The sequence below is a fragment of the Frigoribacterium sp. SL97 genome (assembly GCF_026625765.1).
Taxonomy (GTDB): domain Bacteria; phylum Actinomycetota; class Actinomycetes; order Actinomycetales; family Microbacteriaceae; genus Frigoribacterium.
Window position 1 is genome coordinate 2,730,494 of record NZ_CP113062.1, and the last position, 13,553, is coordinate 2,744,046.

General features: G+C 68.1%; 10 protein-coding genes. All 10 read right to left on the minus strand.

The window, feature by feature from the left end; genetic code table 11:
• Positions 1-15 precede the first annotated feature (15 nt).
• Positions 16-1,218: a glycosyltransferase family 4 protein gene (locus tag OVA02_RS13420; RefSeq protein WP_267658679.1), complete on the minus strand. Its 1,203-nt coding sequence runs from the start codon at positions 1,216-1,218 to the stop codon at positions 16-18.
• Positions 1,219-1,223: 5 nt separating this feature from the next.
• Positions 1,224-2,477: a nucleotide sugar dehydrogenase gene (locus OVA02_RS13425; protein WP_267658680.1), complete on the minus strand. Its 1,254-nt coding sequence runs from the start codon at positions 2,475-2,477 to the stop codon at positions 1,224-1,226.
• 80 nt (positions 2,478-2,557) lie between these two features.
• A complete protein-coding gene (locus OVA02_RS13430) occupies positions 2,558-3,610 on the minus strand; it encodes an LCP family protein (protein WP_267658681.1) in 1,053 nt (350 codons plus the stop codon).
• A gap of 111 nt (positions 3,611-3,721) precedes the next feature.
• Entirely contained in the window at positions 3,722-6,322 is a 2,601-nt protein-coding gene (locus OVA02_RS13435; protein ID WP_267658682.1) for a glycoside hydrolase family 2 protein, read from the minus strand.
• Positions 6,323-6,366: 44 nt separating this feature from the next.
• A complete protein-coding gene (locus tag OVA02_RS13440) occupies positions 6,367-7,182 on the minus strand; it encodes an ABC transporter ATP-binding protein (RefSeq protein ID WP_267658683.1) in 816 nt (271 codons plus the stop codon).
• Positions 7,179-8,096 (minus strand): ABC transporter ATP-binding protein, encoded by a 918-nt coding sequence (locus tag OVA02_RS13445; RefSeq protein WP_267658684.1) that lies wholly within the window; start codon positions 8,094-8,096, stop codon positions 7,179-7,181. Before OVA02_RS13445 ends, OVA02_RS13440 begins: the two co-directional genes overlap by 4 nt.
• Positions 8,093-9,088 carry an ABC transporter permease gene (locus OVA02_RS13450; RefSeq protein WP_267658685.1) on the minus strand — a complete coding sequence of 332 codons (996 nt, stop codon included), beginning with the start codon at positions 9,086-9,088 and terminating at the stop codon, positions 8,093-8,095. The genes OVA02_RS13445 and OVA02_RS13450 overlap by 4 nt, the downstream gene beginning before the upstream one ends.
• 10 nt (positions 9,089-9,098) lie before the next feature.
• Complete coding sequence (locus tag OVA02_RS13455) at positions 9,099-10,088, minus strand: ABC transporter permease (protein ID WP_267658686.1); 990 nt, start codon at positions 10,086-10,088, stop codon at positions 9,099-9,101.
• 34 nt (positions 10,089-10,122) lie between these two features.
• Positions 10,123-11,787, minus strand: coding sequence for an ABC transporter substrate-binding protein (locus tag OVA02_RS13460; RefSeq protein ID WP_123570319.1), 1,665 nt, complete (start codon positions 11,785-11,787; stop codon positions 10,123-10,125).
• Between the two features lie 480 nt (positions 11,788-12,267).
• Entirely contained in the window at positions 12,268-13,479 is a 1,212-nt protein-coding gene (locus OVA02_RS13465; protein WP_267658687.1) for an ROK family transcriptional regulator, read from the minus strand.
• Positions 13,480-13,553: the final 74 nt, after the last annotated feature.

Consider the following 13,553-nt stretch of genomic DNA (forward strand, 5'->3'; position numbering starts at 1 on the left):
ATAGTGGTGGCAGGTTCACATTGAAGTCGCTGCTCTGACGAACCGCTCAGAGAGCACCTCAAGGGAATATTCTTCTTTCGCAAGCGTTATCGCGGAGGCGCCTGAGCGGCGGATGAGTTCTGTGTCCTCGGCAAGGGATATGAGCAGCTCGACTGCTTCACCAGCTTTTCGGGGTAGCTGCCAGCCGGCCCCGGACCTTTCAAGGACATCTGCCTGCCAGCCGCCATGGTTGACGAGCATGGGGCGACCAGCTGCCAGGGTGTCGAAGAACTTGTTTGCGCTGTTGTTCTCCAGAGCTTCGACATCGATGACCCACGAACTGCCGAAGGTCGCGCGAGCGAGCAAGTCGGGCAGTTCACTTTTAGCGACAGGTGGCAGCGCGAAAAATGATTTGTCGAGTACACCTAGGCGACTCGCGTAGGCGACCACGTCGTCACGCTCAACACCAGTACCGACAGCCACAAACGCCAGGCTGGAGTCTCGCTTCAGGGCCTCATTGGCGAGGTCGACCATGTACTTGAGCCCATTAACCCGGCCGAAGGTTCCGCTGTAAAGCACGACATTGCGTCCGATAAGTCCGGGGAAATCATCTAGGGCAGTCCGGCGACTTGCATCGCCAGATTGGAACGTCTCGATGTCCGATATATTTGGAATGACCACGATCTTGCTTGAGGCACCACCAGCTCGAACGACTCCAGTAGCCATACCGTCGGACAGCGCAACGATGCAGTTGGCACGTGAGTAGGTTCGCCGTTCGAGCCATCTGGCCGCTGCCACGAGCACTGAATTTTTGAGATAACCCATGGCAATCGGAACCTCGGGCCAGAGGTCTCGAACCTCGAAGACGAATCGAGTCCGTCGGCGCCCGACCACAGCCCAGAGGGCAGGAATGGCGATTGTCAGGGGTGTGCTCGTTGCCACCACGACGTCAGCATGCAGCTTGCGGGAAATCGTGGCGGACGACAGGGCAAAACGAAGGAAGGCCATGATGCGCTTCCGGGCACCCATGGTGTTGTCGTAGGCCACGGCTATCCGATGAACATGCACCCCATCGACTACCTCATGGGTGAGTCGCTCGCGAGCAGTCGGTGCCGTGTCCGAAGTCACGACGTGAACCGTGTGGCCTTGCGAAGCCAAAGCCCGGGCGAAGTGGTAAGACCGGACCCCTCCGTTCTCCCTCGGGGTTTTGAAGTACTGGTGCAGGTAAACGATCCTCATTTGTCTTAGAGCGTCTCGACGTTGTCACCGGCGACAACATGCCGTGCGTCGAACACGGGTACGTCCAAAACGCCCAAGGCACTCAAGTCAACATCCGCATGGTCGGTTAGGACGATGACGAGGTCCGCATCGGCCACAGCATCCGCGAGGCTGGTAAGGCGCAGCACGCTCGTCGGCCACCGGTGCTCTTCAACGTGTGAATCAAGTGCTCGCACGTCAGCTCCCAACTCAACCAAAAGCTCGATAACGCGGGCCGAAGGCGCCTCTCGAATATCGCCCGTATTCGGCTTGTAAGCGAGCCCCACGAGCGCGATCTTCGCTCCTCGGACCGCCTTGGAGCGGTCGTTGAGCATCGTCATAGCCCGCTGGACAACGTAGTCAGGCATGTGGTCGTTCACGTCGTTTGCGAGTTCGACAAAACGGAAGCTCTTTCCCAATTGCTTACGCACTTGCCAGGAAAGATAACTCGGGTCAACGGGGAGGCAATGGCCGCCTACACCGGGGCCAGGGGTGAACTTCATAAAGCCGAAGGGTTTGGACGAGGCGGCTTCGATCGACTCCCAGACGTCGACACCCAGTTGGTGTGCAAAGATTGCCAACTCATTTACCAGCGCGATGTTGACGTGACGAAACGTATTTTCCAGAAGCTTCGTCAGTTCGGCTTCTCTGGTGCCCGACACGGGCACGGTGATGTCGACCAGAAGATCGTAGAAACCCTGAACCTTCTCAAGAGACGCGGGATTCATGCCCGAAACAACCTTGGGGGTCTCACGGAAGCCCCAAGTCTTGTTCCCAGGATCGATGCGCTCGGGACTGTAACCCACGAAGAAGTCGACACCCGCGACGAGACTCGATCCGGATTCAAGGATTGGGACAAGGAGCTCGTCCGTGGTGCCCGGGTAAGTCGTGGACTCGAGGATGACGGTCACTCCGGGCCTTATGAAGGGCGCCAGGGACGCTGCGGACTGTTCGATGAAGCTCAAATCAGGGAGCGAGTCACGCAACGGCGTCGGCACAGTGATGACCGCGATGTCGAATCCCTCGACGTCGGCGTAAGCCATCGTCGCGAGATATCGCCCGCTAGCCGAAGCCCCTGTCAGTGTCTCGTCGCTGATGTCGTCAACGTAGGAGGACCCGGCCTGCAATAACCCGACGCGGTTGGCATCGAGGTCGATGCCGACGACCTCGTGCCCGACCTCCACTGCTCTCATGGCGACAGGCAGTCCGACATAGCCCTGGCCTACGACGACTGTCTTCATGTGGTGACTTTCTGTAGTTGCGACTGCGCGAACGACGTCACGCACTTGGTCATTAGGGAATAAGAGAAGATCTGGCCACGTCACTGCGCAATGGGCACGGCATCTAACGAATCATTCGCCAGCGCTGCCTTCACTGCGTCGAGACCGGGTTGGTCGACGTTCACGATGGACTGACCGCCGATGGAGCCCGTACCGGCTGTAGGGATTGTGAAGAAATGCATCCTCGAATTGTCGATCGAACGAAGACTGAAGCCGAGGGACGCGATCGTCCCGACGTCGAACTCTTTGTCCACCGTGAGGTACGGCGACATTGCCGTAACGAAGCTCGAGATCTTGCCTGGATCAGTCAGTGTGGACCGGCTGAGGATCGTATCCGCCAGGCCCTTGACGAAGGCCTGCTGGTTCTTCACGCGCGTGAAGTCCGCATCGGCGAAGGCGTAACGCTCGCGCACGAAAGCCAAAGCCGCGTCGCCCTCGAGCTTGTTCAGACCAGCCTGGTACGAGAAGCCGCCCTTGGTCGAGAACGCCTGCGGCGAGAACACGTCGACCCCGCCCAGCGCCGTCGTCATGCCCTTGAAGCCCTCGAAGTCGATGATGGCCACGTGGTCGATGCGGACGCCGAGCAGCTGCTCGACCGTCTGGACCGTCAGGGGTGAACCGCCGTAGGCGAAAGCGGCGTTGATCTTGTTCGAGCCGTGGCCGGGGATCGGCACGTAGAGGTCGCGCATGATCGACATCACGTAGACGTTCTCGCGGTCGGCGTCGACGTGCACGAGCATCATCGAGTCGGTCCGCTGGTCGGACGACGACGGGTCGTCGATGGTCGTCGCGTCGGCCCGGGAGTCCGAGCCCATCAGCAGGATGTTCATCGCCCCGTCGGGTGCCGGCGCCGGACGCGTCGACTCCTCGGGGAAGGCCTGCTCGATCTTCGTCGCGTTGTCGTTGAACGAGTTCGCCAGTCGCGACGCGTAGACGCCGCCCACGACCCCGACGATCACGATGACCCCCACCAGCACCGACGCCAGCGTGATCAGAGCGATGACCGGCTTCGAACGACGCCGCCCGCGCTTCTTCTGCGGCGTCGGCTCGCCACCGTCGCCCTCGTCCGGCGTCAGCGTGAAGATGTCGCTCATGCGGCTCGCTCCCCTAGCACTCGGTCACGGATCTCGGCCACAGCGCACCTGACTATAACAAGGAGCCGACGATTCCTCGCCGGACTCCCCCGCCCCGGACGACGGCCTCCCTCACCCGACCAACTCGTTCGCGGTACGCAACACCCGTTGCGCGACGAACTCCTCCCCCACGCCCACCACGTCGGACGTCACCGTGAACCCGGCCGCCTCGCCCGGCAGCAGAGTCACGAGCATCTCGTCCACCGTTGCGGCAGGGTCGACCTTGTCGACGAGCAGGGCCAGGTCGCGCACGAGCGAACCGGCCGTCACCTCGACCCGGTAGCCCGAACCCTCGGCCAGCGCGGTCACCGACGTCGACAGCGACGCCGCGGCGAGCGCCGAGTCCCGCGGCTCGACCGGGAACCACAGTCCACGTGAGACCCCGTCCACCGACGCCACGAGCAGCTCCGACTCCGGAGCACCGAACGCCGCCACGGCCGGGGGCACCGGCACGGTCGCCGTGTCGCGGGCCGCCACCGTGAGCGACACCTGCTCCGAGGCGAGGACGCGACCGTCGTACGCGACGCGACGCACCGTGACCGGGCCGGCCAGCGCCTCCTCGGTGTCGTTGACCACGACCACCGCGAGGCCGCCGTCCCGGGGCTGGATCGTCACGAGCCGGTCGGCGAACGCGTGCCGCATCGCGTAGAGCAGCGGCTTGCGCTGCCCGTCGCCGTCGACCGCGGCCCACGACGTCACCGGCCAGCAGTCGTTGATCTGCCACACCACGGCTCCCCTGCACCGAGGGGCGTGCGAGCGGAAGTGCTCGAGCGCCACCTGCACCGCGTTCGCCTGGTTCAGCTGCATCGCCCAGTGCCACGCCTCGATCTCGTCGGGCAGCCGGTAGTGCGCCAGCAGGCCGTCGGTCAGCTTGTCGTTGCCCTGCATGGCCTTCTGGTGCACGATCATGCCGGGCGACTCGGGCGTCAGCGGCTCGTCGTGGATCGCCCGGGTCATCGCCGACCAGGTGGGCGGCCCCTGCCAGCCGAACTCGGCCACGAAGCGCGGCACGACGTCGCGGTACGTCGGGTAGTCCTTGCGGTTCCACTGCTCCCACAGGTGGACCGACCCGTGGTCGGGGTCGCTCTGCGCCACGTCGAGGCTGCCCGACCAGGGGCTGCCCGCCGCGTACGGACGCCCCGGGTCGAGCTCGCCCACCAGTGCCGGCAGCAGGTCGAGGTAGTAGCCCAGCCCCCAGGTCGCCCCGTCGAGCCGGCGCTCCCAGCCCCACTCGTCGTGGCCCCAGATGTTCTCGTTGTTGCCCGTCCACAGCACCAGGCTCGGGTGGGTCATGAGCCGCGTCACGTTGTCGCGCACCTCGGCCTCGACCTCGCCGCGCAGCGGGTCCTCCTCCGCGTAGGCGGCACAGGCGAAGAGGAAGTCCTGCCAGGTGAGCATGCCGCGCTCGTCGCACAGCTCGTAGAAGTCGTCGGACTCGAAGATGCCGCCACCCCACACCCGCAGCAGGTTCACGTTGCCGAACTCGGCCTGCTCGATGCGCTCCCGGTAGCGGTCGCGTCCGATGCGGTGCGGGAACGCGTCGTCGGGTATCCAGTTCGCCCCCTTGATCCACAGCGGCTCGCCGTTCACCACCACCGTGAAGCTCGTGCCGACCTCGTCGGGCTCGACCCGCACCTCGACGGTGCGGAACCCGATCCGCGACGACCACGCGTCGAGCACGTCGTCTGCCGGTTCCCCGTCACCCGAGGAGGCGCGGGTCGCGTCGACCCCGTCGCTGTCACCCCCCGAGGAGGCGCGGCCCGCGTCCCCGTCCCCTCCCCCGGTCACCGAGACCGTGACGTCGTAGAGCGGCTGCCCGCCGTGACCCCGCGGCCACCACAGCTCGGGGTCGTCGACGACCACCTGCACGACCGCGGAGTCCGCGCCCGGCTCGACCCGCGCCTCCTGCGTGACGTCCCCGACGGTCGCCCGGACGGTGACCGGCGCGGCCGCCGCCCCGGCCGACGCCCCCGCGCGCTCGAGATCGACGTGCACGTCGACGACGCCGCGCGACCCGTCGACGGTCACGACCGGTCGGACCGACGACAGCCGCACCGACGACCAGGACTCGAGCGTCACCGGCTTCCAGACGCCCGACGTCGCCGTGTCGAGTCCCCAGTCCCAGCCGAAGCTGCACGCCATCTTGCGGATCGCGTTGTAGGGGTGGTGGTTCACGTGCGGCCGGTAGCCGAGCGCCAGGCTCTGCGCGTCGGCGTAGGCCACGGGCGACCCGAAGCGCACCTCGAGGTCGTTCGACCCCTCGCGGAGCCGTCCGTCGACCCCGACCCGGTAGGTGCGGTGCTGGTTGCGCGTCTCGGCGACGACCTCGCCGTTGAGCAGCACGGTGGCCACGGTGTCGAGGCCCGCGAAGACCAGCTCGTGACGGTCGTGCCCGTCGGGCCGCCAGTCGAACGTCGTCGCGTACGACCAGTCGGCCTGGCCGATCCAGGCGAGCAGGTGCTCGTTCGCGTCCAGGTACGGGTCGACGATCAGGCCGGCCGCCAGCAGGTCGGTGTGCACCGTGCCCGGGACGGTCGCGGGCACGTCGACGGCCGCGATCTCGGGAGGCACGGGGCCCGCCGTGCTGCGCAGGCTCCAGCCGGTGTGCAGGGGGCGGACGGCTCGCTGCGTCGCGCGGGTCGTGGTGCCGGTGGTGGTCTCGGTGGTGCTCATGTCGCTCCCAGCGATCGAGGGTGTGGCGTGGGGTCGGGCGAGGGTCAGGCGCGGGCGGTGCGCCGCTCGGCGATGCGCTTCTCGGGGTCGGGCGCGGCCTCGGCGAGCTGCTGCGTGTAGGGGTGCTGCGGGTTCAGGATGACCTCGTCGGGGGTCCCACGCTCGACCACCTGCCCCTTGTACATCACGAGGATCTCGTCCGAGAAGTGGCGGGCCGTCGCCAGGTCGTGCGTGATGTAGAGCACGCCGAGGTCCTCCTGCCGCTGCAGGTCGGCCAGCAGGTTGAGCACCCCGAGCCGGATCGACACGTCGAGCATCGAGACCGGCTCGTCCGCGATCAGGATGCGCGGCTCGGGCGCCAGGGCCCGGGCGATCGCCACGCGCTGCCGCTGCCCGCCCGACAGCTCGTGCGGTCGACGCGCGGCGACGTCGGCGGCCGGGCCGAGCTGCACCCGCCCGAGCAGCTCGCGCACCTTCTCGTCGACCGTCGAGCGGGTCGCCTTGCCGTGCAGCAGCAGCGGCCGCGCCAGGTGGTGCCCGATCGAGTGGAACGGGTTGAGCGAGGCGAACGGGTCCTGGAAGACCATCTGCACGTCGCTCCGGTAGCGCCGGAGGGCCTCGCCGTGCCGGGGCGCGACCGCACCGTCGAGCACGATCGAGCCGCTCGTCGGCCGCTCGAGCTGCAGCAGCATCTTGGCGATGGTCGACTTGCCGCTGCCGCTCTCGCCGACCAGGGCCACCGTCTTGCCGGCCTCCAGCGTGAAGCTGACGTCGTCCACCGCGCGCAGGCGACCCTTCTCACCCCGGCCCCCGCGCACCCGGTAGTCCTTGACGACGTTCCGGAACTCGAGCGTGCTCACGCCGCGCCTCCTGTGCTCGTGGCGACGGACGTCGCCGGTTCGTGCCCCGAGGAGGCGCGGGTCGCGCCGTCCCCGGCCGTCTCGTCGACCCCGCTGCGGATGAACGCCCCGCGGTCGCCCGTGAGGCTCGGGAACGACCCGAGCAGCTTCTTCGTGTACTCGTGCTGCGGGTTCGTGTAGAGCTCGGTGGACTCCCCGATCTCGACGATCTCGCCCGCGCGCATCACGGCGATGCGGTCGCTGATCTCGAGCAGCAACGGCAGGTCGTGGGTGATGAAGATGACCGCGAAGCCCAACTCGTCGCGCAACCGCCCGATCTCGCGCAGGATCTCGCGCTGCACCACGACGTCGAGGGCGGTGGTCGGCTCGTCCATGATCATCATCTGCGGGCCGAGGGCGAGCGCCATCGCGATCATCACGCGCTGGCGCATGCCGCCCGAGAGCTCGTGCGGATACGACCGGAGCCGGTTGCGGTCGACCCCGACGGTCTCGAGCAGCTTGCCCGCCCGCTCGACGCGGTCGGCCTTCTTCCAGTACGGCCGGTGGCTCTTGAAGACGTCCTCGAGCTGCGCCTGGATCGTCGTCACCGGGTTGAGCGCGTTCATCGCCCCCTGGAACACCATCGACAGCTTGTCCCAGCGGAACGCCCGCAACGCCTTGTCGTCGAGCTCGGGCAGCAGGATGTCGGCGCCCTCGGCGTCGTGGAAGACCACCCGACCGCCCGTGATCACGGCCGGCGACCCGAGCAGCCGGTTGATGCCGTAGGCGAGCGTCGTCTTGCCGCAGCCCGACTCGCCCGCCAGCCCGAGGATCTCGCCCCGGGCCAGCTCGAAGCTGACGTTCTTGACGGCGTGCACGGGGTGCTCGACGGCGTAGTCGACGCTGAAGTCCTCGACGGTCAGGACGGTGCTCATGCGGTGGCCCCCTCGGTGGTGCCGGCGGCGGCCTCGGCCCGCGCCAGTCGCTTGCGGTCGGCCCGGCTGACGCCGGCCCGGGTCTGGTCGCGCAGCTTCGGGTTGATGATCTCGTCGATGGCGAAGTTCATCAGCGACAGCGCGCACCCCAGCAGCGCGATCATCAGCCCCGGCGGCACGAACCACCACCAGGCGCCGAGTCGCAGCGCGAGCCCGTTCTGCGCGAAGTAGAGCATCGAGCCCCAGGTGAACTGGCCCGAGACGCCGAGCCCCAGGAACGACAGTCCCGCCTCGGCGAGGATCGCGAAGATCACCGCGAACAAGAACTGGCTGGCCAACACGGGCAGCACGTTGGGCAGGATCTCGACGGCGACGATGCGCCAGGTCTTCTCGCCCGACACGCGCGACGCGGCGACGTAGTCGCGCGACCGCAGGCTCAGCGTGATGGCGCGCAGCACGCGGGCGCTGGCCGCCCAGCTCGTGATGACGATCACGAAGGCGATCACCACGAGGCCCTTCTGCGGCACGTAGCTCGACACGATGATGGCGAGCGGAAGGCCGGGGATGACCAGCACGACGTTCGAGAACAGCGAGAACGCCTCGTCGACGAACCCGCCGACGTAGGTGCCGATCACGCCGAAGACGATGGCCAACGCCATGGCGACGACGCCGACCAGCACGCCGATCAGCAGCGACCCGCGGGTCGCGTACGCCAGCTGGGCGAAGACGTCCTGCCCGGTCTGCGTGGTGCCGAGCAGGTGCTCCCCGCTCGGGGCGCTCAGGCCGACGTCGCTGATGGCCTGCGGGTTCTGGACGACGAAGGGGAAGACGAGGCCGAACAGGGCGATGGCGGCGATCATGCCCGCCCCCACCCAGAGCTTGGGCGTCACGTGCGGGAAGACCCGCGTGAGGCCCTTCCGGCCGGTGCCCGCGCCGCTGTCGCCGGTGGGCGAGTTCGGGTCGGCGAGCTGGCCGAGGTCGATCGTGGACATGCTCGTCGTCCTAACGCTTGGCGCGTGTGCGCGGGTCGATGAAGCCGTACATCAGGTCGACGATGAAGTTCGTCCCCAGCACGGCGAGGGTGATGACCAGGAAGATGCCCTGCATCAGCGCGTAGTCGTTGTTCTGCGTCGCCGTGAAGAGCGCGTTGCCGATGCCCGGGTACGAGAACACCTGCTCGGTCACGATGGAGCCCGACACGACGAACCCGAGCGAGATCGCGAAGCCCGCGAACTGCGGCAGCACCGCGTTGCGGGCCGCGTAGCTCTGGCGGATGCGCATCGGCGACAGGCCCTTGGCCTCGGCGGTGACGATGTAGTCCTCGCTGAGGGTCGACACCATCATGTTGCGCATGCCGAGCAGCCAGCCGCCGACCGACGAGATGATGATCGTCAACGCCGGCAGCGTGCCGTAGAGCACCGCGCTCTGGACGAACGTCCAGCTGAGCCCCGGCGTCGCCTCGTACACGTTGTAGCCGCCCGACAGCGGGAACACCCGCAGGACGCTGCCGAACACGTACAACAGGATGAGCGCGAGCCAGAAGTACGGCACCGCCTGGAACATCGTCGTCACCGGGATGAAGTTGTCCAGCACCGAGCCACGCTTCCAGCCGGCGAGGGTCCCGAGCCCCACCCCGAAGACGAACGACAGGATCGTCGCGATGCCGATCAGGGCGATCGTCCACGGGATGGCCTGGCCGATGATGGTCGACACCCCGGCCGGGAAGTACGACACCGAGATGCCGAGGTCCCCCCGGGCCAGGTTGCCGAGGTACTGCACGTACTGCGAGAACAGGGGTTCGTCCGAGTCGGAACCGAGAAGGAGGCGCAGGCTGGTCACGGTCGCCTCGCTGACCGGTCCCTTCTGCTGCATCTTGGCCAGCAGGATGTCCACCGGGTCACCGGGCAGCAACCGCGGGATGAAGAAGTTCAGCGTCAGGGCCGCGAACAACGCGACCGCGTAGAAGCCGACCTTCTGCGCGACGTACCTCATCCGCGCCTCCTGACCTTCTCGGTCCCGACCACGATCACTTGAGCTTCAGGTTCAGGACGGTCTGGGCGTTGTCCCAGGTCTTCCACGTCGCCGGGAAGTTCTCGGTGTCGTCGTCGCCCGTGGGCCACCCGGTCACCTTCGCGCTGTTGAACTCGGTGAGCGTGGACTGCAGCAGCACGGGGATGTACGGCATGTCCGCCACGATCTCCTTCTGGATCGTGAAGTACTGCTCGGTCTTCGCCGCGACGTCGTCGGTCTGCTCGGCCGCGACGATCGCGGCGTCGACGGTCGGGTTCGAGTAGCGGGCGAAGTTGTTGATCGCCTGCTCGCCCACCGGCGAGGTCGTCGTCGAGTCGAAGTTGCCGTTGTAGAGGTAGTACGGGTCGGTCGACGGCCCCTGGCCGAGCGAGTCCATCGTCAGCTGGAACTGCCCGTTGTTGCGGGCGGCGACCCACTCGTTGTACGACTTGGCGCTCTGCGTGATCTCGATGCCGACGGCGCGCAGCTGCTCGGCCATGGCGTCGATCGCCGCGATGTAGTCCGAGTAGCCGGTGACGACCTGGATCTCGAGCTGCAGCTTCTGGCCGTCCTTGGCGTAGATGCCGTCCGAGCCCTTCGCGTAGCCGGCCGACTGCAGGAGCGCGTCGGCGCCCTCGGTGTCGGCCGTCATCGGCGTCTCCTTCTCGACGTCGGGGCTGATGTAGTCGTCGTCACGACCGAGGGTCATGAAGGTCGGCGAGATCTGCTTGTTCGTGCCCGAGAAGGCCAGGTCGTTCAGCTGGTCGCGGTTCATCGCCTTGTAGATCGCCTGGCGCACGGCCGGGTCGGTCTGCGGGCCCGTGCAGCCGAGGTCGGCGTTCGAGCAGGTCATCAACGTGATCTGCTGCAGCGGGGTGGCGACGTAGCTGACGTCGGGGTTGCTGCCGAGCACCTTGTCGGCCTCGGGGATGAAGATGCTCGACCAGTCGAGGTCGCCGCCGACGATCGCGTCGGTGGCCGAGGTGTTGTTCGCCAGGGCGATGTACCGGATGCTCTTGACCTCGGGCTTGCCCGACTGCCAGTAGTTCGGGTTCGCCTTGTAGACGTAGCTCTGCGGGGTGAAGGTGTCGAGCATGTACGGCCCGGTGCCGATCGGCTTCTCGACCGGGTCGGTCGCGATGTCGGAGAGCTTCGAGAAGACGTGCTCGGGCACGATCGCGGCCTGGCCGAGGATGTCCGGGCCCTTGACGAACGAGGTGTCGGCGAAGGTGAAGACCACCGTGTCGTCGTCCGTGGCCTCGACGGTGCCCTCGAAGCCGACACGGTTAAGCTCGGGCTTGTCGAGCATCGTCTGGAACGTGTACGCGACGTCGTCCGCCGTGAAGTCCTCGCCGTCGCTCCACTGCACGCCGGTGCGCAGGTCGACGGTCAGCTCGGTGCCGTCGTCGTTCCACTCGTACTCCTCGCCCAGCATGGGCTTGGGGTCGGCGCCGGTGAGCACGTTGTAGTAGAACAGCTGCTCGTAGAGCAGGCCCTGCGAGGTGCTGTCGGCCGTGGCCGAGAACGGGTTGAAGTTGGCCGTGAGGTCGCCCGCCGGGCCCGTGTTGGCGGTGATGCCGCCTTCGTCGCCGCCGCTCGAGGCGGTGCACCCGGTGAGCGCGAGGCCCGCGGCGGTCGCGAGTGCGATCGCACCGAACCCGACCCGTCGGCGGTTGGTCATGGAGAGAGGCATCGTCGACCCTTCGTCGTGCCAGGTGCCGTCGCCTGGTCCCGGGGTCTTTCTTAGACGACTTACGTAAGCGAGTCAAGAAAGTCGTGAGGACGTGTCGGGATCGTGACCCGCGCCTCCTGCGGTGCCGCGACGAACCACACCGGCCCGACCCGCGCTCGCCCGGCCCGCGCTGGCCCGGCCCGCACCACACCACGTTTCGTGCACAGCACCCCGACGAGACGCGGTGCGCTGCACGGAACGCGGCGCGGAGGCAGGTGGGCCCGCCCGGGCAGCGGGGGCACGCTGCGCGGCGTACCTCCCCACGCACCACACCGCGTTTCGTGCACGGCACCCCGACTAGACGCGGTGTGCTGCACGGAACGCGGCGCGGAGGCGTGCGGGCCCGCCCGGGCCGCCGACCGGACCCGGTGCAGTGCACGACTCGCGGTGCCGAGGAGGCGCGGGCCGGGTCCGGGCACCGTCGCGGGGTCAGCGCGAGATGGCGCGTTGCACGACGAGGGCGGCCGCACCGATCGCGGCCGCGTCGCGCGGGTCGGTCGAGACCTCGACCCTCGTGGTGTGCACGCCTCGTGAGAACGCCGTGCGGGCCAGGGCCTCGACGGCCGCCCGGGCGTAGATCGAGCCGGCGACCGCGACCCCGGGTCCGCTCAGCACGACGCGGTCGAGGTCGAGCAGGTTGGCGAGCGTGACGACCCCGGCGGCGAGCTGCTCGGCGGCGCGCGTGACGAGCCCGTCGGCCGCGGCGTGACCGGCGATCGCCGCGCGGGCGAGCAGGTCGAAGTCGCGCGCGACCCCGCCCGGCGCCCAGGCGAGGCCGAGGTCGTCGAACGCGGCGGCGTCGCGCCGGGCCCGGGCGACGACGGCCCCGGGCGACGCCGCGAGCTCGAGGCAGCCGCGGTTGCCGCAGTAGCAGGGCTCGCCGTCGAGGTCGATCGACACGTGGCCGAGCTCTCCGGCGCCCGAGCTCGCGCCCCGGTGCAGGGCCCCGTCGAGCACGATGCCGGAACCGACCCCCGTCCCGAGGTAGACGCAGGCGAACGTCTCGGAGCGCGGCACCTGGCGACTCCAGAACTCGCCGAGCGCGGCGGCCGCCGCATCGTTGTCGACGATCACGGGCAGGCCGAGGCGCAGGGCCAGCGCGGCGTGCAGCCCGGCGTGGAGGGCGCTCTCGGTCGACCGGGGCCCGGTACGCACCCCGTGGGCGAGGGTGGCACGGGGACCGACGACGGCCAGGCCGGCCACCGCCCCGCTCGCGAGGCCGAGGCTGCCGACGACGTCGTGGAAGCCGTCGACGATGCGGACCGCGGCGGCCGTGACGTCGTCGGACGCGGCGGGCCCGGCGTCGACCTGCAGGCGCCCGACGACTCCCCCGCGCATGTCGGTGACGACGTAGGTGAGCGCGTCCTCACCGATCTGCACTCCCATGCCGTAGACGGCACGCGGGTTGATCTCGACCATCGTGCGCGGTTTGCCACCGGTCGACGCGACCCGGCCGGTCTCCCGGACGAGCCCCTCGTCCAGCAGCCGCCGGACGATCGTCGAGATCGACGCCTGCGTCAGCCCGCTGGCCTGGGCGAGCTCGACACGGCTGATCGGGCCCGACGACCGCACGAGGTCGACCACGAGTTCGCGGCTGGTCTGCGGCGCGGGCTGGGGCGCCGGCTGCGAGGTGGGCTGCATCGCGGGCTGTGCCGGGGTGGGCGCCGAGGTGTGCGACCGCCACGGCGTCGCGGGCCGGGCAGGGGGCTGCGTCG

Coding starts and splice junctions, on each gene's coding strand:
- OVA02_RS13445 (WP_267658684.1), bottom strand. CDS start 8,096: ATGAGCACCGTCCTGACCGTCGAGGACTTCAGCGTCGACTACGCCGTC.
- OVA02_RS13420 (WP_267658679.1), bottom strand. CDS start 1,218: ATGAGGATCGTTTACCTGCACCAGTACTTCAAAACCCCGAGGGAGAAC.
- OVA02_RS13460 (WP_123570319.1), bottom strand. CDS start 11,787: ATGACCAACCGCCGACGGGTCGGGTTCGGTGCGATCGCACTCGCGACC.
- OVA02_RS13465 (WP_267658687.1), bottom strand. CDS start 13,479: ATGCAGCCCACCTCGCAGCCGGCGCCCCAGCCCGCGCCGCAGACCAGC.
- OVA02_RS13450 (WP_267658685.1), bottom strand. CDS start 9,088: ATGTCCACGATCGACCTCGGCCAGCTCGCCGACCCGAACTCGCCCACC.
- OVA02_RS13425 (WP_267658680.1), bottom strand. CDS start 2,477: ATGAAGACAGTCGTCGTAGGCCAGGGCTATGTCGGACTGCCTGTCGCC.
- OVA02_RS13435 (WP_267658682.1), bottom strand. CDS start 6,322: ATGAGCACCACCGAGACCACCACCGGCACCACGACCCGCGCGACGCAG.
- OVA02_RS13455 (WP_267658686.1), bottom strand. CDS start 10,088: ATGAGGTACGTCGCGCAGAAGGTCGGCTTCTACGCGGTCGCGTTGTTC.
- OVA02_RS13430 (WP_267658681.1), bottom strand. CDS start 3,610: ATGAGCGACATCTTCACGCTGACGCCGGACGAGGGCGACGGTGGCGAG.